This window comes from Haloarcula sp. CBA1127 (assembly GCF_001485575.1).
Taxonomy (GTDB): Archaea; Halobacteriota; Halobacteria; order Halobacteriales; family Haloarculaceae; genus Haloarcula.
In genome coordinates this window covers 241977-266011 of record NZ_BCNB01000002.1, presented here as the reverse complement: position 1 = coordinate 266011, position 24035 = coordinate 241977, and the positions used below count along the sequence as shown (strand labels likewise).

Below are 24035 nucleotides of genomic sequence, written 5' to 3'. Positions count from 1 at the left end.
TAGTGTTAGGTTGTGAAGACGTGCTCTCCGAGAAACCGCTCGTACTCGTCAAACACAGGTCGCGGCGAGAAGTCGTCGGCGCGGGACCGCAACCGGTCAGGATCGGGAGGATCAGCAAGCATATCACGGACTGCGTTAGCCAATCCATCCACATCATCCCTGGGGACAAGTATCCCGTACTCTCCATCGGAGAGAATTTCCCTTGGACCGCTCGGACAGTCCGTTGAAACGATCGGACATCCAACCGCCAAACACTCGATCAGGACCGTCGGTAGCCCTTCATACCGGGAGGAGAGGAGAAAAACGTCTGACTTTGCCATATACCGATACGGGTTATCGACGAATCCAGGAAGCGACACCTCGTCTGACAGGCCCAGTCGCTCGACCGTCGCCTGAACTTTCGCTCGGCACGGTCCTTTTCCTGCTATGATTGCACGTGCATTCGCATTCCTACTGACTACCTTCTCGAACGCACGGACCCATCCATCCAGGTTCTTTTGACGTGCATGTCGCCCAACAAATAAGACGACATCCCGATCATCGTTCTCTACCCAGTCGTGATCAACTGTTTGGCTGGCCCGCCGACGAATCTGTTCGACATCCACAGGATTGTAAAGTACTGAGATGTCCGAGCGTTCGACTGGAGTCCTGTCAGTGAGGCTGTCTGCGACGCCCTCGGAAACACTGATGATTTGATCCGAGGCGGGGTAAAGCCGAGGGACGATTTGTCTGACTATCTGATCTTTCGATGTCGCCTCCACTTCGTGTCCGAACGCAGAGTGTTGCGTCGGAATCACGGTAGTCTCGATGTCAAGGAATTTATTGATGGCGAGCGAGACAATGCTTGGGTGTTCAAGATGGGGAAACAACGCTGCTGGCTTGTGTTTATTTAAATATGTGGCTAGAAACGGCAGATGTGCGGCCACCCCCACCACTGGCGTTGTCGATGGTGGAAGCTCGACGATAGAGACCTGCTCAGACAACTCTGCCCGGAGTTCACCGCTCGCCCGTGACAGGAGAAGGTCAATGTCGTACCCTCGGGTGGCTAGTCCATTCGCGATTGTGATCGCGACCTGCTCTGCACCGCCGACGGAGAGATCCGGAATAAAGAAGGCCAGCAGTGGTCGGTCGCTGTCCGTCGCAGCTGGAATATTCTGTTCGGCTACTGTCGAGACAGCAGAACCAGCACTGTCTGAAGGCGTCGGCTCGTCCATTATCGTGTTGGACCCGTCAGATAGACTTTGTTAGTCACTGGATTCGTTCGGTACCAAAGTTAATGTGACCGATGGCATTGAAGTAGGACAGACTGTGTTAAGTAGAAATTGCTATCGGGCGGAAGCTATCCGTTCGAGTTAGTCGGTGCCGTATTTTAGTCGTGGTACCTACCAGTTTGTCGAGGTGGTACATTCATACGGATATCCGTAATCGTTTCAAGCAGATTGACTTTGCTTGAGCAGACAGAAATGTTGTCAACTGAGACCAGGTAAGAATGGGATTCCAAAGCCGAATACCACAGAACGGCCTCATTTTGCAGGTATTGTCTCTGTCAGTTTCCGACGCAAGGTCGCAACAACCTCGTAGGTCCACTCCCCTCCCAAGGAAGGTAGCAGATGGGGGTAGACAGGACGGTAGAGTGGGTTGGCAAAAAAGGCCAGTAAAAAGTACTTACGGGCCTCGTCGTACCGCCCAGCATGGATTGCTGACCGTGCAAGCGAGCGTCGCATGGACGCGAGAAAGGTCCGCTTGTAGTATTTCCCGTACTCCGCTGCGAGGCTGCCGTGCTTCTCGACAAACAGAGGATAGGCGACGTCTCGCTTCTGTTCGAACTTTGCTGTGATGCTATCCTCTCGGCCAGTTTGGCGATGCGTAAGCGTCTCCGGGACCGGTTGGAACTCGCAAGCCTGTGCGAGTCGGAAGAACCACTCACGGTCCTGCCACGCGGGAAATCTTTCGTCGGGTAGTCCGGCATCGGAGATCACCGCAGTGTCGACCAGAACCGAAGAGAACTGTCCGAAATTTGCGCCGGTCAGCAGATCTGTGACCACCTCGCCCGCCGCAGATGGGGTTGAAACCGTTGTTCCAGTCGGACTCTCACGTTTGACCCACGTGTAAACGACTCCTGTTTCGGGTGGTGATTCAGTGAACGTATCGACCTGTTTCCTGAGCTTCGTCTCGTCCCACCGGTCATCGTCGTCGAGGAACGCGACATAATCGCCGTTTGAAGTCTGAATACCCGTATTTCGGGCCACATTTGCACCCCTGTTTTCTTCATGCCGGAGAGTTTTCACACGCCCGTCACTCAAAATATCCTCGGGTAATGTCGTCGCTACCGGTGTCGGTGATCCGTCATCAACGACGAGAAGTTCGATCCGGTCGTACTGTTGCTTAAGTACACTTTTAATCGCGGCTGGCAGGTGTTCATCTCTCCCATACGTAGGTATTACTACGCTCACAAGCGGATTCTCACCGTTCGTGCGGCTTTCCCCCGACATGTTAATTTTGAGTTGTAGTTTCTATGCCGGTATAGTTAAGTACAACATTGCTACCGACAGACAAGAGTGGTTTGTGGGCGAAGTGATAACCTCCCAAGATGGTAGGTCTGAATTGATGTTATACAGACAATGTCTTCGGTTGGTTTCGAAAGAGATAGCGCGTAAATAATGAAACAGCGTATCGTTAGTCGATGTCTTATCGACCAGAACCCTAGCTTTTCAGGGGAATTACTATTTGTCAGGTCTCACTATGGCTTAGTACGTAATCCATATGCCGGTGACCAAGTGGATACCATCCATGTCGATGTCAGGGCCTAGCCAGAGTCGGTTCCAGTGGTTTCTCGTATCGTTTGTGACTCTGGAAACGCTCTCGCTAGCCACTATCTGGGTCGTTGGCATCACTGATCTTCGAGTTTATCTTGTCGGACTGTTTCTGACCCTACTCGTAACTAGTGAGGTGTTCCCGCCGCTGGCAGACGGGCAGTGGTGGCGTCGGCTACAGGTCGTCAAGCTTGTCGGTTGGCTTATTACCCTTTCCCTCCTATTTGAGCGGGTCATTGCAGTAGTCTGAGCCTTTTCGGTGTTTTTGAAGGTGCGACGTGATAGAGCTGCGAACGGTCTTCGCAATTCATTTTCTCCTTCAGAATTTGGTGGCGGAACTGTATTGATTCTGAATGAGAATACATCTGGCTTCAATACCTGTGGTATCCTGTCTACAATAATTGAGAGTCCTCCTGACTTGTGAAATCATCGTTTTGATACTATCCCGTATTAGAAAACAATAAGAGCTGTTCACAGGCGTGCTGTGCCAAGCATAGGTAACCATACATAGCAGAAAAGACACCTCTCGAATAATCACTACGGGGCTAGCTTGGTCCTTGCGGAGCGCAAGTCTATGCTGTCAGCCGCTGGTGACGTTAACCCAGATGTGTGTGCGGCGATACACGTTCTCGGGACGAGGGTTCGCCCCGACGGGTGCTTCATTGCGGTAGAGGAGGTATGAAACACGAACGTCATCACCGACCAGCGTGGGGGACATTTCGTGTGACCGCTTGAGGGTGTCACCCGCCGCGACACGGTTTCTGAATCGGTCAATCCGTGCGGTGGCCAGAACACTGCCGTTCTCGATTCTCTGCGCAATGACAACAACAGTATAGTTTAGATCTTGGCCTTCATGATTGCCGATGGTGACCTGAACAGTCCGAGAACTGCCGAGCGGGATCTGTGACGGATACTCAGACGCTATGGGTTCTCCGTTGGCGGATTCAGTTACCAGCGCAAACTCGGTAAACCGTTCACCCCGATCTGCTGACATAGCCGCGTAACCGATCCCGGTACCGGAGACAAGAAGGCCAAGTACAAGGAGAATACGGAGCGCCGGGACACCGCCTGCGGGTTTTAGAACCGCTATGCTCCGTACAGTTGTCACCCACCGCAGGGGACTGAAACGCACATCTGGTGGCACTTGCAACCGTCGGATCGTTGCAGCAAACGTGAGGAGTACCGTCGTTACTCCGATAGAGAGTTGATACGATCCAGTAGTCGCACCAAGCGAGCCCAAGATTAACCCAAGCCCCAATAGTGGAACTATACAGACACTGCTCCCGACTGCAAGGAGGAGTCGTTCACCGGTAGATATTCGTCCTTCCCGGTTGTCAAACAGTCCACCTGACTCAGAAGAGCCTCGTGGGAATAGAAGCGCAACTAGAGCGTATCCCGGTGCAACAAGTACCGCCCCCAACCCTAAAAAAACCCCTGCGGGAGACTGTTCGAAATACCCCTGGGCAACGCCGAGGTGCCAGAAGCCGAGGAGTCCGATCAGCAGAAGATCGATCGGGAGCGTCTCCGTCTCGATGTTCGCATCTGCATCAGTAGCCATTATCGCTTGGTGCGGGCGTAGTAATAAAATTAGACAGTTACTACCAGTGGATGTAACCGATTAGTAGCAAGAACTCTCGTCCGGAATCTGGCCAAAAATAAGCTAATTGGATGGAGAGTAACCTGTTGTCAGTCGGTAAATTACCACCGGGAAAGCAACCATACAGAACACGGGCTTCCAGTTGTGCGGATTTGGTCGTCATCCTCTATCGCTGGCCAAACAAGTCGTTGAGCAGCAGTCAATTCGTACTCAGGAAACTACCCGAATCAGCACCGGGCGCACCGTGCTTACTGGCCGGTTACTCGGGCGCTGTGACAGGTTCCCTGACGGGGAGTTCCGAAACTGCATCGAGTATCTGAATGGCGGCTGTCCCATCTCCGAAAGGCGTCGTCCAATCCTCAGCCTTTCCGCGCATTTGTGTCGCCGCCGCAGTGATACTACTCGGCTCCCGGCCAGCAACGCAGTTCGCACCGACAAACGCCGTCTCAGGGCGTTCAGTTCCATACCTGAGCGTCACACACGGTGTCCCGAGGATGCTCGTCTCCTCTTGGACACCACCTGAATCGGTGAACACCAGGTCCGCTGTGCTCTCTAATCTGAGGAAATCGAAGAACCCCAGTGGCTCGATAAGACGAACTTGATCGGGGACTGCGATACCGAACTCTTCGAGGCGGTCCTCCGCTCGGGGATGGATCGGGTAGATGACTTCCCGGTCCGCTTGAGCGCTTGCCCGTGCAACACCGCTGAGAATCCGCTCGAAGGCTTCCCGGTCGTCAACTGTTTCCGCCCGGTGAGCAGTCAATAGGTCGAACTGCCCTTCGGAAACGCCGAGTTCACTCAGAATCTGACTTTTGTTTGCGGCTTCATCATCAAAAGTTTCGACTGCGTCGACGATCGTATTTCCGGCGACTGTGATGCGGTCCTCAGGAATCCCTTCGTCACGGAGCAACGCCGCTGTCTCGGCGGTCGGGGGAAAGAGGTAATCGGAGATGTGATCGATGATGACACGGTTCGTCTCTTCGGGCATGTCGTCATCGAAACTCCGAAGCCCAGCTTCGACGTGGGCTACATCGACATCCATCTTGCTTCCCGCTAATGCACCTGCGAGAGTCGAGTTCGTGTCCCCTTGGACAAACACCACCGTGGGCTCGGCATCTTGAAGTTCTTTCTCAATGCCAGCGAGCATCGCACCAGTTTGCGCCCCGTGATCGTCAGATCCGACTTCGAGGTTCGTATCTGGGGGTGATAACCCGAGTTGTCGGAAGAAGACAGTATCCAGCGAGTCTGAATAATGCTGACCAGTGTGGATGATGTGTGTGTCGACGCCACGCCGGTGACACTCCTGGATTACCGGTGCTAACTTGATAATCTCGGGACGCGTTCCGAGGATGAAACCCACAGTGCTGTCAGTCATTGTCGTCCTCGCCTCGTAGGTCGGAATTCTGATAATATCTCCACCCGATCAGTTTCATAGCGTTTCGTGAGTCGTCAACAAGATTTGTTATGGGCCTCCTACACCGTTGATAATGGTCAGCGTCCGCGAAGGAGTTGTTACTAACAGAATGGTATTCCCAGAACAACTCAGATTGTCCGGACATCGAACCCGTGCTCAGTCCAGTGATCCACGTCGATTACATCGACCGGATCAACCACGGTTCGGCCCGTCATCTTCGACCGGATGTCTTCCGGGTTAAGGTCTGCAAACTCATCGTGTGCTGCCCCAAATACCACCGCATCAGCGTCATTTACTGCTGTATCGAGCGTGACGAGCTGTAGTCTGGAGTCCGTCGCCCGTGGGTCGTGGATAGTGACTGCCCCCTCGTCCCAACCCCCATCCATGGCCGGGGGTGTATCCACCGTGACATTACCGAGCAGTTGTGCTATTTCCAAGCCTGGACTATTTCGAGTATCGCTGACGTTACCCTTGTACGTGATTCCAAGAACAGCTACAGTCTTACTTTCGAGCGAGTCGATAGCGTCCTCAAGTAATCTGATAACGTGCTCAGGCATCCTGTCGTTGACCCGGTTCGCTATATCGATTAGCTCCGTTGCACCAGAACCATCGCTCAGGAACCGTGGGTCGACAGGAAGACAGTGTCCACCTACCCCTGGACCAGGACTCAAAATGTCAACCCGCGGATGGTTGTTTGCGAGGTTGATCGCAGACCGCACATCGATGCCGTAGTTCTCTGCGAGGAGGGCGAGCGTGTTAGCATACGCGATACTGACGTTTCGCTCAGCGTTCTGTGCGAGTTTCACGAACTCGGCGGTTGTTGGGTCAGCGGCGACATGTATCTCTCCGGTGGTAAGCGGTTCGTAGAGGGACTTGATAGCGCTAACCGAGGCTTCATCAACACCTCCGACGATTCGATCGTTGGTTCGGAGTTCTGTGAGCGTGTTCCCTGGCATCACCGTCTCCGGCGTGTACCCCAAGTGGACATTTTCACCGACATTGAGATCGCCTCGTGATATGATCGGCGCCAGGATTCCGGTAGTTGTTCCCGGCGGCACTGTTGATTCCAGAATGACGGTGTCGCCTGGCCTGAGAACGTTGGCCACGTTTCGCCCAGCGCCTTTCACGTAGGTCAGATCTGCCTCGTCGTTCAGTTCGTCGTACGGTGTTGGAACGCAGATTATGTGCACATCTGCGGGTTGGGGACGACGGCTCGGCGTTAGATTGCACTCTAGCGCATCCTGAATGTACGACTCAAGCGCCGGTTCGCTGACTTTGGGATCACCCTCGTGGAGACGATCTATTACATCTTCGTTGACATCGAAACCAATGACATCGGTACCTTCGTTGGCGAACAGCGATGCGGTTGCAAGCCCGATATAGCCGAGCCCATGGACGCAGATAGTCATGTATCCAGTGCCTCCCGTAGTTTTATTATGGACCCGTAGCGCTGTCCCCGTTCCAGATAGTCTGATATGGGTTCGTGCCGCATTGACTTACGAATAATATAGGTTACCCTTTGTTATGCGGAAGTTGTTCCCAGTCAAAAATCAGATATATTGGTAAACAACACCTGAGAAGGAAAGATACGAAGCCTAATTTGACTGGTGAATACTTGAACGGGCGGCTATTGGCGGTACAATTCTAGGGAGTGGAGAATGATCCCAGTGAAAGCTGCGAGGATGCCAATAATTGTGAAGGTAGTGCTAGCCAGAGCATGTCCAAGTGGGAAAGTCCCGGACTGAAGATAGCTAAACATCGTAAGGTAAGTAAACACAAATCCGATCAGAACACAGGAGACACCAGGCACGCCGAGCAACATAATAGGATGTTCTCGCTCAACCGTCCGAATAATGTTTCCAACGAGCGTAAGCCCATGCTCAACTGGACCAAGGTTGTTAGAAGTCTCCACGTCGTAATCTATCGTCGTCGGAACCTCTGTGATCTGGTAGCTATTTGAGTGGGCATGGTACAGAATATTGGTACTTGCATCCATCTGGTCACCGATTGAGTTGTCCTCAGCGAGCGAGGTTATGGCCTCTGTACTATACGCACGGAATCCGCTCTGTGTATCGCTGATCTGATTTGCCGGCTTGAGGATTCCGAGGCTGAGGTTTGTCATGAGGTTAACCGCAAATAGGCCAAACCGCCTGTACAACGGGATCTCGGTGTCTGCATCCTGATCAAACCGATTACCGATGACAACTTCTGCTCCGGATTTCTGCTGTTGTTCGATTAATTCCGGGATATCACTGGGGTCGTGCTGCCCATCGGCGTCAAGTATGACCAAGTGGTCGGCGTCACCTCGGTCAGCTTGGTCAAAAATACTGTTGAGGGCACCGCCATACCCGATGTTACGGTCGTGCTCATACACTGTCGCACCGGCCGCCGCTGCGACTTCGACGGTGTCGTCAGTACTCCCATCGTCGACCACCAGAACGGTGTCTACATAGTTCTTAGCAGACTCCACTACTGCCCCAATCGTCGCCGCCTCGTTGTACGCGGGAATGCCGACCATGACGGTCGGATCCGGCTCGGTAACAGGTTCAAGACGGGCGTCGACGGTGAATTTCTCGGTACTCTCCAGGGCTTCGCGGCTCGCCGAGAGATTAACTGATCCCTTCTCTTCACCATGATACAGGAGTCCTGGATACCCTGCTTGCTTAGCGAACAGACGCAACCGCTCGCGAGGGGTATCGGTCTCAGCCCAGTTTCCAGAAGGGAGAACCACCTCTGCATCAAGCCACCTGGCAAAAGTGAGTGCCTGAAGGTCAGCATCAACAGCAGCTGTAACGATTGCCTGATGTGCCCGTGAATGTATGCGAAGGATTTCAGCCGCGATCCACTCAGCGTTCGACTCGGTCGCGATTAGTCCCACCGCGGGCAAGTTCTTCGAAACCTCGCGGATACCGTCACTAGCGGGTGATTGCTGGATTCTATCCGACATCTCAGTCCCACTCCGGAACCGCTCTCGATGGCGGTCGTTCAGTGTGGTCGTCCACACGCTCCGGTACGTATAGTGGTGTCATTGTAGCGAGTAGTGGACCCCGTTGTGCTCTGCTGTGAACGAGTTATCACATTGTTATTCCCAGCTTTCCGAGATCGCCCCAATCCTGTATTATCCGCAAAAAGCAGGTAACAAAGTATAGTCTGACGTGGGGATACAACGCATAGCTGCTACGGTCTCAAATGGGTTTAGTTCGGCCCAGCCTCTACGAGACCGAGATGACTCGCTCGAGAAACGAGACGTATGTCTACGAATAACTTAAAACATGAAAACCGCGTCTTCGAATGACATATCGATGAATGAGGTCAGCAATTGTCGGGTGCTAGTTACCGGGGGAGGTGGGTTCATTGGAAGCCATCTAACATCAACGTTAGCGGTAGAGAACGATGTTCGAGTCCTTGATGACTTCTCGACGGGACGGCGAGCAAACCTCCCGGAGGATGTGACTGTCATTGAGGGAGACATACGAAATAAGGAAACAGTCAGCGAAGCGATGGACGACGTCGACATAGTTTTTCATGAGGCCGCGATGGTCAGTGTCCCCGAGTCAATCGAGGAGCCGGTCGACTGTCACGAAGTCAACGGGTCGGCAACTGTCACCGTTCTCGATTGCGCTCGACGGCAGGATGCACGGGTCGTACTCGCCTCCAGTGCCGCCGTCTACGGCAATCCCGAGACAGTCCCGATTAGAGAAGAGGAGCCGGCCGATCCACGCACTCCATATGGAATCGAGAAGCATCTCGGTGAACAGTATGCGCAGTTTTACACAGAACGGTACGGCCTGCCGACAGTTCCGTTACGATACTTCAACGTCTATGGGCCGCGTGGGCTTGACGGGGAGTACGCCGGTGTCATCGGCACCTTCATTCGTCAGGCGCAGGCAAGCAACCCGCTCACAGTCGAGGGTGACGGGGAACAGACGCGAGATTTCGTCCACGTCGATGATGTCGTACGTGCAAACCTGCTTGCAGCTACAACGGATGCTATCGGCAGGCCGTTCAACGTCGGAACTGGACGAAGTATCACTATCAACGAACTCGCCGAAACCGTCCGTGATGTCGTCGGTACGGATGTAGCAATAAATCACGTCCCCGAACGTACGGAGGACATCAGGGAGAGCGAAGCAGATCTCAGTGACGCACGCACACTGCTTGGATATGAACCAACAGTGTCGCTCGAAAGGGGGCTTGAACTGACGCTCAGTGCTGAAGGGGAATAAACGCCGCCGGTTAGTGATCGAGTGATATGTACAAATATAGTAAGATATCCACATTCAGACCGGTTATTTGATCTCAATATTAAAGAGGCAGATACTTGGTTGCTTCATCGATTCAGTGATGTCCATATGAAGGACTCAGATAATCCATACGTAATGAAATAAGACAACATCTACCACTGGTCCTGATCGAAAACATTTGGCTTGCTCAACCAGCCCAAGTTAATACACTGAGAGTTGGCGATTGGAACAGCCAGAAGAGTTGAAAGGTGGATACCGACACGATGAGAACGGAGGTGCATCGGACGCTGGCCGTAACAGGAAACCCGCCACAGACCATATTGATGGAGAAAATATCAGATTTCGAATATAAGAATTCTCTATTTCTTGCCCTCTACCCAGCTCTGACCGGTGCAATCCGCTCGTTTACAAGTACCCTGACTCGGGAATATCCTCGGACGATGTTTCCAGCAGGGCTGAGGTATATCGAGCCGGTTTTAAATAGTAGATGTTTAACCTCCTTATCGAACACTGTTGTCGGGTGTGTGATAGTATCACCGCGCATTCGTCTCCATGTTTGAGACAGGGCTACTTCTGGACACGTCAGACGGTAACTGGCTCGGTGCATTGACACGCGTTGTGGCCAATATTGCCGGTCACTCGCCTTTCCAGTGACCCACTGTCAGTATCACCCTATCGGCAGGGCTGATATATTATGACAGCAGACAGTGCTCGCTGACTCCTGTACTGAGGGGATTTTTACCGATTCGGATGGAAGCAATTGTATGATTCAGAACCGGGCCGCACTGGCTGCCAACGCTATACGCGAGGTGGCACTCGATTGTATCGAGGCCGCCGTGGCCGCGGCTGCGCCAGAAGTAGCCACTAGGTCGGTCGTCAGCCGCGACGGTGAGACGCTGACAGTCGGTGAGACAACGTACGACCTCGGTAACTACACCGATGTCGTCCTTGTCGGCGGCGGGAAAGCCACGGGCGGCGTGACCCGTGCGCTCGAATCCATTCTCAGCGACTCCCTCAGTGGCGGTCACATCGTCGTCAAGCAGGCTGTCGACACTGAAACTGTCCGGAGTTCCGTCGGAGATCACCCGCTACCGTCGAACCGGAACGTCGAAGCGACGACCGATATACTGGAAAGAGTCGACGAAGCCGACGAAGACACACTTGTTCTGTTTGTCCTGACCGGCGGAGCCAGTGCGCTTCTGTCGGCTCCGGCCGGGGACCTGACACTGGACGACCTCCAGACGACGACCGACAGACTCCTGAGTGGCGGCGTCCCGATTGAAGAAATCAACGCAGTCCGGAAGCACCTTTCTGACCTGAAAGGGGGGCAGATAGCACGGCGTGCGGCTCCCGCCACTGTCGCCGGGCTACTGATCAGCGACGTTGTCGGGAACGACCTCTCGACCATCGGTAGCGGGCCTTCAGTTCCGGATGAGACCACCTACGAGGACGCCCTTGACGTGTTTTCTCAGTACAACGTCACTCCACCGCCGGCCGTTCGAGACCACCTCGAAGTCGGACAAAACGGCCGAATATCGGAGACACCGTTTCCCGATGATTCGGTCTTTGACCGTGTTACGAACCACCTCATCGGGGACAACGCAACCGCGCTTGACGCCGCCGCTGCCGTCGCACGGGAGGCCGGGTATGAACCGCTCGTGCTCACGTCTCGCCTGCGCGGCGAGGCCCGTGAGGTGGCGAAACCGCTCGTCGCTATCGTCGAAGAAGCCACGGCGACGGGAACACCGGTCGAGCCGCCGGCCGTCCTCCTCGCCGGCGGCGAAACGACTGTGACCGTGACCGGAGACGGTGGACAGGGCGGCCCCAATCAGGAGTTCGTCCTCTCCGGCGCACTGGACCACGACGGGGACGCGGTCATCGCCGCCGTCGACACTGACGGGGAAGACGGGAGCTCCGACGCAGCCGGGGCTATCGCTGATGCGAGCATCATCGACGACCGCAAACGAGCCCGCGATGCGCTGCTTGCAAACGACGCCGGCTCGTACCTCTCTCAAATCGAGGCGACAGTCGAGACTGGGCCGACCGGGACGAACGTCAACGACGTGGCTGTGCTCGTTATCCCAGATCCGAACGAGTAGTGCCGCCCCCCGAGACACGGTGGCTATTTTCGAGTGGTACTACCGGACTGCGCATCACGATGGAAGGGCAGTACCGTTCGCTCCGTGGCTCACGTTTATCAACGGACAGGCTGATAGGCCGGGTATGAACACACCCGATCAACAGATCGCGGCGGACGCCCTCTCCGTCCCAGAAGAAACAATCATCGATGCCTGTGGCGACCCGCCGCTCCCCGAACTCGGCGTCATCGAACAGAACTGGGAAACGGACCCGATAGCGCCGGACGACGTCGCAACACACGCGGCCCGGGCGGTCGAATCCCTGTCTTTTGCCGACGTGTCAGAAGGCGGCAAAGTCGCACTGGGCGTCGGCAGCCGTGGTATCGCGAACCTGCCCACTATTGTCGCCGGTGTCGTCGACGCGGTTTCCGACGCCGGCTACGAGCCATTCGTCTTCCCGGCGATGGGAAGCCACGGTGGGGCTACTGGCGAGGGCCAGCGAACGATGCTGAACGAACTGGGCGTGACCGAGTCGGCTATCGGCTGTGAAATCCGGTCGACGATGGACGTGGTCGAGGTCGGACGAACACCCGACCGGGACGTGCCCGTCGTCGCCGACGACAACGCGGTGGCGGCTGATGCAATCATCCCTATCAACCGCGTCAAGCCGCACACGGACTTCGACGGGCCAGTCGAGAGTGGGCTCTCAAAGATGCTCGTCATCGGCATGGGCAAGCAACGCGGCGCACAGATCGCGCACAAGTGGGCCGTCGACTGGTCGTTCCGGCGGATGATTCCAGAGATCACCGGGCAGTTGCTCGACGAGTTGCCGATTGTCGGCGGCGTCGCAATCGTCGAGGACCAGCATGACGAGACGACGCTGATAGAGGGCGTGCCGCCGAGTGGCTTCCTCGACCGCGAGGCGGAACTGTTAGAGACCGCCTACGAACTGATGCCGAAGCTCCCGTTCGACGATCTCGATCTCGTGATATTCGACCGCCAGGGGAAGGAGATCAGCGGCCAGGGACTCGATACCAACGTCATCGGTCGCCGACCGTTCTCGATAAACGAGCCGGCCCCAGAGACACCGGACATCAAGCGCATCTTCACACGCGGGCTGACAGAGAAGACCCACGGGAACGCGATGGGCGTCGGCTCCGCCGATGTCGTCCACGAGGATGTCGTCGCAGAACTTGACGCGCGAACGTCGCTTATCAATGCGCTCACCGCAAGCACGATTCGCGGGGTGAAACTACCGCCAGTGGTCGAAACCGACCGTGCCGGCATCGTCGCCGCGCTGTCGACGATAGGGGTCGTCGATACCGACACCGTTCGCATGCTCCGTGCAGCCGACACGATGCATCTCCACCAGCTCTACGCTTCGCCGGCGCTGGTCGAGGCCGCACGCGAACGCGACGACCTCCGTGTGGTCGAAGCGCCGTCGCCGGTCGAGTTTGATAACGGACAGCTCGTCGCACCGACGCTCCGGGAGTAGCTGTCGATATCGGAGCTGTACTGCAGAGCGCGGACCTGACAGACTATAGTGCGTCGTCGCGACACTCACGCGGTGTCTCAGACCGCGAAGTCTAAGCGACACACACCCGACACACGGAAGGATATAAAGACCGATAAATAACGGGCGTACATGCGTTAGGTATGATGGGTCCCGTGCGCACGCAAATTGCAAGCCGAAGCGGTCGTTACGTCGCCAGTAGCTCGATCGGATGACGTGGCTGTCGTTCCAGCAGGGCGTCGATCTGCTCCAGACAGGAAGTCCCGCTGGCGACCACGGGCCGGTCCTGGACACCGTCGTCGCGCAACTGCGTCCGGAGTCGGTCGCCGACGTCCATGCTCAACTCGTAGTAATCGGACTTGTACCCGAAGCTCCCGGCCATGCCGCAACACTCCACGTCGGACGTGACCACGTCGTAGCCACAGTCTTCGAGGACAGCGACAGTGTGGGCTTCGAGCCCGAGGGTCCGCTGCTGGCAGTGGCTGTGGTACGCGATTTCAGCGCCGGTGGCTGTCGAGAGTGACTCGACGGACGCCCCGTTGTCGAGCAGCCCGAACACGTATTCGAACACCTCGTAGCTGTTTTCCGCGATGCTGGTGAACGCCGCCTCGTCGATGAGCCGCTCGTACTCGCGCGTGAACATCGCGTGGTCGCTCGGTTCAATAACGACCACGTCGCGACCGTCTTCAATGTGGGGGCCGAGCGTCTCCGTGACTCGTTCCGCATGGTCGGTCGCCGTCGCGATCATCCCCTGGGATAGCGGCGCGCGGCCGCTGGATGGTGCCGGTGGAACAACCACGTCGACACCCAGCGATTCGAGTACCTTCACAGCGGCTTTGCCGCGCTCGACCTGCACGTGGTTCGTGTACAGGTCCGGATACAGTACCGCTCGGCGTTCGGGTTTGGCCACCTGCGAGTCGCGGGAAGCGGCCCAGTCGACGAGCGTCTCCCGCTCGAACGTCGGGAGGTCCCGACGCGGGTCGATGCCCAGAATCCGGTCCATAGCTCGGCGGGAGAGCGTCGTCCCGGCGAGCCAGTTCGACACCGGTGCGGTGGCGCTGCCGAGTTTTGCGACGGTCTCGAAGTTGCCGAAGAAGCGCTTTTGCAGTGGCGCACCGTCGTCCTCCTCGTCGGGCGTGAGTCCGTCGACGAGCCACTCTCCGGGGGCGTCCTTGTCGCGGTTGATTCGGTCCCGGACGACGGTGTTGATCCAGGGGATGTCGATACCGACCGGGCAGGCGTTCACACACCGCGTACACCCGGTACAGAGGTCGTTGAACTCCTCGGCCACGTCTACCCCTTCGATGCCGGCCTCCCAGCCCGTCGCAATGCCACCCGAATACGTCTCCCCGCCGAAGGCGTGGCCACCGACGCTCTGGAAGTTCGCACACGAGTTCGAACAGGCGGAACATCGGATGCAGTACAGCGTCTCCCGAAGCTGCTCGTCGTCTCGCATCTCCAGTCGGCCGTTGTCGATCAACACAAGATGGAAATCGCGGTCGGAATCAAATTCCGACAATGGTGTTTCGTCGTCGGTGAAATCGACGACCGGCGTGTCAACCGGAGGAGTCAGCAGCGAGACGTACGATGTAATGTCCTGCCCGGTGCCCGACCGACCGATGAGTTCGATGAACGGATGGAGGTCTGCGACTGTCGGAATGACTTTTTCGACGCCAGCGACGGCGACGTGCGTGTCCGTCGCAGCCACCGTTTTGCGGGCGTTGCCCTCGCTGGTGACCAGCGCCATCGTTCCGGTATCGGCCGCGATGAAGTTCGCACCGGTAATGCCGACTTCCGCGTCGACGATCTGCTCACCGAGTTTCTCGCGAGCGAAATGGGTCAGTTCCTCGGCCGTCTCCAGTGGCTCATCGGGGTCGAACTGTTCGTTGAACAGCTCCGCGATACTCTCGCGTGACTTGTGAATCGCGGGGGCAACGATGTGGGAGGGGGCTTCGTCGGCGATCTGCAACACCCATTCGCCCAGATCCGTCTCCACTACGTCCACGCCGTCCGCTTCGAGCGCTTCGTTGACTTCGATCTCCTCGCTGGTCATCGACTTGCTCTTGACGACCCGGTCAGCCGCTCGCTCGTCGACGACGTCGCGGATGTAGTCGTTTGCGTCGGCGGCGTCGTCGGCGATGTACACCGTTCCCCCGTTCGCTTCGACAGTCTCCGTCAGTTGGTCGAGGAGATCTGGAAGGTCCTCGATGGCGTCCTCCTTGATACTCCGGGCCGCTCGCTTGAGTTCCTCGTAGTCCTCTAAATCCGCGACAGAGTCGTAACGCCCCGTGTTGAACCCCTGCGTGTTCTCCGCGACTGCCGCACCCTCGGTCCGCATCAGCTCGCGGATTTCGTCTGCGGTTGCCATCGTCACACACCCTCCTCTACGATGATGACGTGGACCTCTCTGGGTCCGTGTGCGCCCTTGACCAGCGCGCCCATATCGGCTGTCGCGCTCGGCCCGGTTGCGATAATTGCACTCCCGCCGGTTTCGTTGAACCGCTCGTCCAACTCTGCCACTGCTGCGTCCATATCGGGCTGGATGTCTTCCTCGTAAAGAATGGCCACGTGGCGCTCGACAAACAGGCTCACGAGTTCGCTGGCCTGATCGGTCATCGAGAGGACAAGTGAGCCGTAGTCGCCGATACCGAGTTCGGCCTCGGTTACGCCAGTGGTCGCCTCTCGAAGCGCGACCGGTGTCGGGTCAACTGTTACCGGCGTCTCTGTGAGCGAAAACGCCTCGTCCGCAACCGCCTCATCAGGCGCAACCCCAACGGCAGGCTCCGTGACCGCCTCGGTGACAGCGGCTTCGAGTTCGGATTCAGTAGTGCTGGCAACTGTCACACCCAAGGCTTCGAGAGCGCCCTCGAACGACGCGCGTTTGCTTTCCATCTATACGCGAACCGTAAACCTACATCATCATTTAGTTTTTGTCTGAAACGAATGGACGTCCGACAAGTTCATACTAAAATGTGACTCAGAAGGTAGCCTACAGTGACTGCAATGTTGTGAACTTGGGCACATCACGATCAGTGTTCATAGAAGCGGCACCCATAACATAACCAAATCCTGGTATTCCGTATCGATATATTCGACAGATAGATATGCCTATGAAGAATCCACTACCAGATGATACATTACTCACGGTATCGCAGATTCAACGCTAAGCAGTTGTTTTCAGATCAAGCAATGACTGAGAGGCAAGAGGTTTTGTGCGTTCTCGAAGAAACACCGACAACGGACCGATGGACGACCGACCCAGTGGACCTCCAGACACAGAGATTGCAACATTGCTTGAACAAGGGAAAGAGGCTGACGCACTGGCAGCACTTGAGCGGCTTTCGACAGCCGGACCGGCTACCCAACAGGCGTGCTTGCGGTCACTCAAAGCGGCTGCCGACGAGCAGCCGGAACTGTTCGACGGCGTACTGCCATCGCTCACCGATTTTTTACAGGACAGCGAGCGGCCAACACGGCTCACGACAGCGAAATTGGTCGTCACGATCAGCGAGGGCGCGCCGGACAGCGTGGTTCCGGTTGTCCCAACGCTTGCCGAGCGACTGGCGGATGAGTCAGGGTTCTACTACGTTCGTGCTCGGTGTGCAGAGGCGCTGGGCTACGTCGCCGTCGACCATCCCGACGCCGTCGTCTCGCCTGCGGTCGTGGCAGACCTTCGTATCGGTCTAGAGTTCGACAAACCAGAAGTAACAGAGAAATTGGCGAAGGCGCTGGTCCATGTGGCCCTGGGTAGTCCCGACAGACTCCGCTATCAAGTCGACTCACTCGCCGAGCATCTTCAAGCAGACAGCGAATTAGTTCGATATCACCTGAGCACAACACTCGTCGTTATCGGTTCTGCGTGTCCCGAACGGCTTGCAGACGCCAAGGAAGTACTTGTCTCGTGCCTCGAAGACGAAAGCAGATACGTCCGTGGACGAGCGGCCGAAGCGCTGGGATTGCTTGCCGGCACTGATAGCATGGAGGCGTTCCCGCAAGCACACCTCGAAAGGCTCGCCGTGGACGAGGAGTTTGTTGCAGAGCGAGCCCAGTTCGCTCTCTCCCGGTATCGCGGGGCAGAACCTGCTGAGGGCTTCGCGGGTATAGCCGCGAGAGATGCAATCCGCACGCAGACAGCCGACATCGTCTCAGAAATCCGGACGCCGGAAGGCGATGGCGGATGCCCACACTGCGGGCTTTCACTCCCCGAATCCGGTCCCCCGCTGTGCCCGGGCTGTGGCACCCCACTGTAAACGAACAGCGGTTTACCGACAGTGCTCACAGCACTGTCCACCTTTAACAGGACTATGGTTGCAGTCGATTACCTAGCGCTGCGTCATCTCGTACCGATACCTGTCATATGTACCACTTCTGTGGGGATCGGATGATACTGGTGAGGCACAGCGTCGCAAATAAGATAGTCATATATTCGGAGGATTTATTCTGGTTTCGAGATTGGTACAGACATAGACAACTATTATAGATATATTTGCGCAATACACATCATCAAAGACCAATAACTGCTGTGTGTACAAGGCAACTGTCCCCGTATAATATGGATTCAATCCTATCTGTTTTGCTGTACGCAAAAACGCGCAAAACCAAGAGCATGATATCGCTTGATCTGTATCCGGTACTGTGCTGAGATAAAAGGCTGGAAAAATCAGTAAATATAGCATATTTAAATATCATGCTATGTCATATTATATTGTGTTACTAGTAGATACAGCAATCTTGGAATATGCATAACTTCTGATGCAATTCCGGAGGCAGCGCTGATACGGTCTACCATGTAAAAGTGTGGCTGATAACTTTGAACCCAATGAGTTCGGTTTTCTGGACCACCAAAGTGGGTTGCCCGAGTGAGATACCCACGCACTGTGAGTAGCCGAACGGTTAAACCTCGCCACCGTTGTGGGCGGATATGGACCTCTCAATCGTCGATCTCTCTCCGGTTCCGAATGACGGAACCGCGGCTGACGCGTATGCGAACACCGTCGACGCAGCCCAGCAGGCCGAACGCCTCGGCTATTCCCGGTTCTGGGTGGCGGAACACCACGGGATGGGGAACAAGCTCGCCGGAACAACACCCGAGGTACTGCTCGGCAACCTCGCCGCCGAAACCGACTCCATCCGACTCGGGTCAGGTGCGGTCCTCCTCAACCACTACAGTCCGTTCAAAGTCGCGGAGCTGTTCGGCGCTCTCGACGCGCTTGCTCCGGGACGCATCGACGCAGGGCTTGGACGAGCCAACGGCTCTCCAGCCGTCGACCGAGCACTCGGGACGGACCGCCGCGTCCGAAACCCCGATGAAGACCACGCCGAAAAAATCGAGGCCGTCGTTTCGCACCTCTACGACAGCTACCCGGACGGACACGCGTACAGTGATCTCGAAATCCCCCATTCAGATGCGGAGACGCCTGTTCCGTGGGTTCTCGGCTCAAGCCCGTCGAGCGCCGCGCTGGCTGGCAAGCTCGGCCTGCGCTACTGTTTCGCCGCGTTCATTCGACCGAAGTTGGCCACCCGTTCGTTTGAGGAGTACCGGAACCACTTCGAATCCTCGCAGTTGGCCGGGAGCGTCGACGAGCCACAGGGAATGGTCGCGGTGAACGCGGTCTGTGCCGAGACCGACGAGGAAGCGGCGCGGCTCCGCGCCGTGGCCGAAGCGTCGTTCAAGCGGATGGAGCGAGGGGTCGTTGGCACGACTCCATCTGTCGAGGAAGCGATCGACGAGCTTGGGGCCGTACCCGAACCGACGCCTGCCACGCTGGATACCGGTGAGTGGCCACGAGCCATCTCCGGCAGTCCGGAGACACTCGATGCCCTTCTCGAACAGCTGTCTGATCGCGTCGGAGTCGACGAGGTGATGATCCAGCACGTCGTCGGCGACCACGCTGACGCGCTCCGCTCCCACGAGTTGCTCGCAGACGGTGTTGGCCTCACACCGCGCTAACTCATACTACTTGGATGGGAACGGAACGCTGCAGGATAATATTACAAGTCCCTCATTTGCCAGTAAAATTCGCCTAATATATCTTTTTTGTGCCTGTATCGTTTTGATTTGCCGTATAAGTAGATATATACTTCTAATTGAGATAGGTTCGTGCAGAATATACCCTTCTCAAGTAGATGCCTATTTCGAAATTCTATTTTAGAACTGCAAAGAGTTAGTGTGACATCAGTTCCAGAGACCGCCTGTTCGGACCAGCCTAGTCGTCTGCTGCCGCGGGTGCGATCGGTTCCGGCGCTTCAGCTTCGGACAACTCAGACACAGGCGACCACTCCAAGTCATGCTCGTACTGGAAGGCACGGTGGTCCTGCGTGGGATCGACGACTGTCAGCGAGAGCCAATTGTTGTCGAGTAGTTCCGCCAGTTCCGGGTGGTCAGCGAGGACGCCGTTGACGCGGTCGACCGGAGCGTGGATAACCGTCGAGAGGCGGAGCGGCTGGTGATGGGAGTCGTCATCAGTAGCCATGAGCGACTGTAGCGGGAGGCCGGTCATCAGGTCGCCGCCGTTGCCCTGGTAGACGCCGACGTTGCCGACAGGGTTGTGAGTCACCTTCGACCCGCTCCCGTAGACGGCGTTGTCGATCGTCGAGAAGTAGTACTGGGTGTTGATCCACTGCGTGACGACCATCGGCCCGGTGAGTATCGCCTTCAGCGACTTGCCGTCAGGGTCGGTCGACCAGTCGTAGGAGTGGAGGAAGGCGCGGCCGTCGAGGTCGACATCGCTCGTCAGTTCGCGGGGGCCGATAACGAAGCCAGCGTTGCCAGCCAGGCCCCACTCAGGGCGGGTCTCTGCCCAGTCGGCGGCGCGGCGTTCCGTTTCGCTGACCCCCGACGATGCGTCGCTCCCCATCGATTCGGCACGCTCTGCAGCCGCGTTCTCGCGAGCGGTGGCGAGGTCGGCGCGCAACTGGTCGAGGTCGGCGGCGTGGCTCTCGGGCACGGCGCTGTCATACAGTTCCACTTCGTCAGTCGTCGTGTTGTGTTCGCCGGCGATGAAGACGGTGTCGTCGGGAATCTCGAAGCCGCGGTCGCGGAGCGTGGACCGGACTTCGGTGTCGTTACAAATCGCCGCCAGCACGCGGGCGTTCGGGCCGCCAGGGTTGCCGGCGCAGGCACCACAGTCCAGACTCGAATCGTAGGGGTTGTTGGTCGTCTCACTGGCGTGCCCGGTGAAGACGACGAGGCGACTGAACGTCTCCCAGCCCATCAAGTCGAACGCGGTGGCGGCGTACTCGACTTTCTCCTCGGTGGTCAGCCCCACCGGCAGATCACCGGTGTAGGTGTGCTGGTGGTGGACGAGCGGGTCACAGAACTCGTGATCGTCGGGCACCGAGCCATCAGCCGCATCGAATAGGTCGTGCACGCGTCCGGGGACAAGCGTGCGGGCCGCGAGCGCGAGGCCGTACCCGCTCCCTGCAGTTTCGACGAAGCCGTAGGCCGTAGCGGCGTTGGCCTCTAGCGTCTCGATGATTTCATCGGCGGTTTCACGGATGCCCGACCAGCGGTCGTGGCTCTCTTGGGTATCGTCGTCGGTCGGCACGTCGGTGACGTGGTGCTGCGGGTCGAGAATCGGAGGGCAAGCGTCGACCGACACATCGGTGTCGTAGCCCTGATACTCCATTGGAATGCCGAAGAAGCCGGCGTACCCGTGGGTCTCGTAGTCGCCCGCGGCCTCGATATGGCGGCGGATTATCTCCGAGCGGGTATCGATACAGAAGACCATTTGTGCGTCTGGGCGGCCCGAACTGTCGCTGTCAGCCAGCGACTGGCTCTCCGCAGCGACGGTCTCGACGAGGTCGCCGCGGTAGCTCGCTTCCCAGGCACGCAGGAACGCCCCGGCGAGTTCGGCAGCCGGGTCCGGGTCGATGCTGTCGTTCGAGGGAGCGATGGCAGCACCGACGGCATCTAGTAAGGCCAGACGAGCCGCGAGGTATCCAGCCAGCGAAATCGGGTACGTCGACTGCCACGCGCCCTCGTCGTCGGCACGCTGCTTGATGAGTCCCGTCCAGCCAGGGAGAGCGGCCAGTTGCTCCTCGAAGATGGGGGCCCATTGACTCTCAGGGTGCGATGCAAGCACGGTCTCGATGGTCTCAATGGGCGATTCAGGCAGTTCGGCAATAATCCCTTCATCCGGGATTTCGCTGTCGTGTTCGGCAATCCCACGGAATGCAGCGTAGAACCCAGCTTCGCGGTTCGGCATCGACCAGTGGGCGCTCCCCTCATCGAGGAACGCTGACAGCCATTTTGCCAACACTTGGTCGACGCGCTCCGTGGCAGTGCCGGAGTCACTGTCCGTGGTATCTGTCGCTTCGGCCATCCGGTCAAGCAGTATCTCAGGGTCGTTCTCGTAGCCAGCCTCGGAGAGTTCCGCATCGAGGATCTCCGGGTCTATCTGGCCGCGCTGCAGCGCCGCACGGAACGTCTCCGTGCTGGGGTAGCCACGGCCGCCCAACAGGTCGGCTGCCTGTGTGACCGCCTCACTGAAAGGCTGGTCCTCGAACCCCGCGAGGGGGTTTGCCGTCACGAACGAGTGGATGGGCCAGAGGGAGCCGACGGTGGTCGCTGCGGTGTCGATACTGTCGTGGATGGTGGATTCAGTACTCATTGTAGTCCTCCGTCGTGGTCAGCACGGTGTCGGCCGACGGCTGGCCGGCGTTCAACAGCGCTACGTAGAGACGCTGACTGCGCTCGTGAACCCCAGTCTCGATGCCGGTGTAGATGCCGACGAAGACGACGGCGATGATGCCGTGGAGCAGGGTCAGTTCGGTCGTTGCCGGGCTAACAGGCATGAGCCCCGAAACGCCCGTATAGACCGCGGCGTAGATGACGATAGCCGGGAAGAAGACCACTGGGACGGCCCCGTAACGGGCCGCGGTCGGAAGCGAGGTGTGCTGGACGGCGTTGCGGGCCGCATGGAGCGTCGTGAACACCACGAAGAAGGTCAGCAGGAGGCCGCTGTCGACCGTCGTCCCTTTCCCTGTCAGCACTGCAAACACCGCGCCACCGGCGATGCCGGTCAGCAGTGTGACGACGATACCGACGACGCTCGTCGTCGTTCCTATCGTGTGCGGCGTCCCCTCGCTCGGGCTCGTGTGTTCGACCTGTCCGCCGGCACTGAGGAACTGGTAGGCCTTGTAGAAACCGTGCAAGATGAGGTGGGTGATAGCAGCCCCGAAGAAGCCGAGGCCGGCCTGCATAATCATGAATCCCATCTGACCGACCGTTGAACAGCCGAGCTTGCCCTTGATGTCCGTCTGAACTGATTTCAGGAGCTTCCCGCCAATGGCGCTAGCACCGCCGACAGCAACGATTGCGAGCATGAGCGCGGGGTCGACGGTGATGACCGGGGCAAAGCGAGTCAACAGAATGCCGCCCGCATTGACGAACCCGGCGTGCATCAGCGCGGAGGCAGGCGTTGGTGCGGTCATCGAGGAGAGGAGCCAGCCGTGGAACGGAAGCAGGGCGGACTGAATCATTGCGGCGAGCACGAGCGCGCCAGCGGCGACCAGCCACACTGGACCGGCAAGCGTGTCGGCAGCCGCCGCAATTCCGGAGACCGTAGTCGCGCCAGTCGCCCACCACAGTGCCGTCAGCGCGACGCCGAGAAGCGCGCTACTGGCGATGAAGTACTTGCGGGCGACCGTCGCAGCCGCCTGTGCCTGGTCCCAGCCGCTGACGATACCGATGAGTTTCGCCATCAGCAGCCCCATCGCGAGCCACAGCGCACCGAACAGGGCGAGGTGGTCAGCCGCGACCAGCCCAATCACAACCACCGTGAATCCGAACACGGTGGCGAAAAAGGAGGGTTTGAGGCGACTGCCCGCCAGATAGCGGCGCGAATAGCTGTGAACGATACCGCTGAAGAAGGTGACGACCACCCACATCAGGACGGTCAGCCCATCAATGGCAACCGCGCCGGGTATCTCCCAGACAAACCCGGTTCGGATTCGGACGGCAAGCACAGCAATGCTCGCGGCAAACATCGACCACACGAGCCATGTGAGTGCGACGGGCACGAGCGGCGAGTCAGCCGTCGTGTCCGGGAGTGATCCAACCGTCTTCGGTGAGTTGCGTCCTGACATCGTTGTTCGTGGCCGATCACGGTAATCGCGGAATGTGATCGACCGATTCTGGTTGTCTTCATCCCTACTGCGAACGGACTGGTTATTAAATCCTTCTATACTACCAATTTGTTCCAAAAGAAGTGGATTATAGAACATTATGGTTTTGTGTCTGATGCTCCGTCGACAAGCACTACCGTGGTAGTAGCCAGGTGCTTCACAGCCTGTATCGGCAAACTTCCTGGACGGCGAGTCCCCTGCTGATATGCACACAGGTTCGGCTCTCAGAGGCGAATTGGATATCGAGA

Annotated in this window: 15 protein-coding genes; 5 read left to right on the top strand and 10 right to left on the bottom strand. The window is 57.4% G+C overall.

Annotated features, from left to right (window positions below; translation table 11 throughout):
* Positions 1-5 precede the first annotated feature (5 nt).
* The 6 genes from AV059_RS02265 to AV059_RS02235 form a co-directional block, all read right to left on the bottom strand.
* Positions 6-1214, bottom strand: coding sequence for a glycosyltransferase (locus AV059_RS02265; protein ID WP_058991937.1), 1209 nt, complete (start codon positions 1212-1214; stop codon positions 6-8).
* 309 nt (positions 1215-1523) lie between these two features.
* A complete protein-coding gene (locus AV059_RS02260) occupies positions 1524-2492 on the bottom strand; it encodes a glycosyltransferase family A protein (RefSeq protein ID WP_058991935.1) in 969 nt (322 codons plus the stop codon).
* A 901-nt stretch (positions 2493-3393) separates the two neighbouring features.
* Entirely contained in the window at positions 3394-4371 is a 978-nt protein-coding gene (locus AV059_RS02250; protein WP_058991932.1) for a DUF1616 domain-containing protein, read from the bottom strand.
* Positions 4372-4669: 298 nt separating this feature from the next.
* Complete coding sequence (wecB, locus tag AV059_RS02245; protein ID WP_058991931.1) at positions 4670-5785, bottom strand: non-hydrolyzing UDP-N-acetylglucosamine 2-epimerase; 1116 nt, start codon at positions 5783-5785, stop codon at positions 4670-4672.
* A 167-nt stretch (positions 5786-5952) separates the two neighbouring features.
* Positions 5953-7233, bottom strand: a complete 1281-nt coding sequence (locus tag AV059_RS02240; RefSeq protein ID WP_058991928.1) for a nucleotide sugar dehydrogenase — start codon at positions 7231-7233, stop codon at positions 5953-5955.
* A 218-nt stretch (positions 7234-7451) separates the two neighbouring features.
* Positions 7452-8771, bottom strand: coding sequence for a glycosyltransferase family 2 protein (locus AV059_RS02235; protein ID WP_058992135.1), 1320 nt, complete (start codon positions 8769-8771; stop codon positions 7452-7454).
* Positions 8772-9126: 355 nt separating this feature from the next.
* Between AV059_RS02235 and AV059_RS02230 the strand changes: the two genes are divergently transcribed.
* From AV059_RS02230 to AV059_RS02220, 3 genes are all read left to right on the top strand, one after another.
* Positions 9127-10050, top strand: a complete 924-nt coding sequence (locus AV059_RS02230; protein ID WP_154020971.1) for an NAD-dependent epimerase/dehydratase family protein — start codon at positions 9127-9129, stop codon at positions 10048-10050.
* 782 nt (positions 10051-10832) lie between these two features.
* Entirely contained in the window at positions 10833-12167 is a 1335-nt protein-coding gene (locus AV059_RS02225; protein WP_058991925.1) for a glycerate kinase, read from the top strand.
* A gap of 124 nt (positions 12168-12291) precedes the next feature.
* On the top strand, positions 12292-13641 hold the full coding sequence (locus tag AV059_RS02220) for a DUF362 domain-containing protein (protein WP_058991923.1): 1350 nt from the start codon (positions 12292-12294) through the stop codon (positions 13639-13641).
* A 205-nt stretch (positions 13642-13846) separates the two neighbouring features.
* Here AV059_RS02220 and AV059_RS02215 read toward each other — a convergent pair whose 3' ends face one another.
* Both AV059_RS02215 and AV059_RS02210 read right to left on the bottom strand, forming a co-directional pair.
* Positions 13847-16027 (bottom strand): LUD domain-containing protein, encoded by a 2181-nt coding sequence (locus tag AV059_RS02215; RefSeq protein WP_058991921.1) that lies wholly within the window; start codon positions 16025-16027, stop codon positions 13847-13849.
* Between the two features lie 2 nt (positions 16028-16029).
* Entirely contained in the window at positions 16030-16551 is a 522-nt protein-coding gene (locus AV059_RS02210) for an LUD domain-containing protein (RefSeq protein WP_058991919.1), read from the bottom strand.
* 353 nt (positions 16552-16904) lie between these two features.
* On the opposite strand from AV059_RS02210, the gene AV059_RS02205 reads away from it, so the two are divergent.
* Positions 16905-17909 carry a HEAT repeat domain-containing protein gene (locus AV059_RS02205; protein ID WP_058991917.1) on the top strand — a complete coding sequence of 335 codons (1005 nt, stop codon included), beginning with the start codon at positions 16905-16907 and terminating at the stop codon, positions 17907-17909.
* 671 nt (positions 17910-18580) lie between these two features.
* Positions 18581-19609: an LLM class flavin-dependent oxidoreductase gene (locus AV059_RS02200; protein WP_058991916.1), complete on the top strand. Its 1029-nt coding sequence runs from the start codon at positions 18581-18583 to the stop codon at positions 19607-19609.
* 256 nt (positions 19610-19865) lie between these two features.
* Here the strand turns inward: AV059_RS02200 and AV059_RS02195 are convergent, their stop codons facing one another.
* Together AV059_RS02195 and AV059_RS02190 are read right to left on the bottom strand one after the other, a co-directional pair.
* The gene (locus tag AV059_RS02195; RefSeq protein WP_058991914.1) at positions 19866-22271 is read right to left on the bottom strand and encodes a DUF2309 domain-containing protein; all 2406 of its coding nucleotides are present in this window, start codon (positions 22269-22271) and stop codon (positions 19866-19868) included.
* Positions 22261-23748: a proton-conducting transporter membrane subunit gene (locus tag AV059_RS02190; protein ID WP_058991912.1), complete on the bottom strand. Its 1488-nt coding sequence runs from the start codon at positions 23746-23748 to the stop codon at positions 22261-22263. Before AV059_RS02190 ends, AV059_RS02195 begins: the two co-directional genes overlap by 11 nt.
* Positions 23749-24035: the final 287 nt, after the last annotated feature.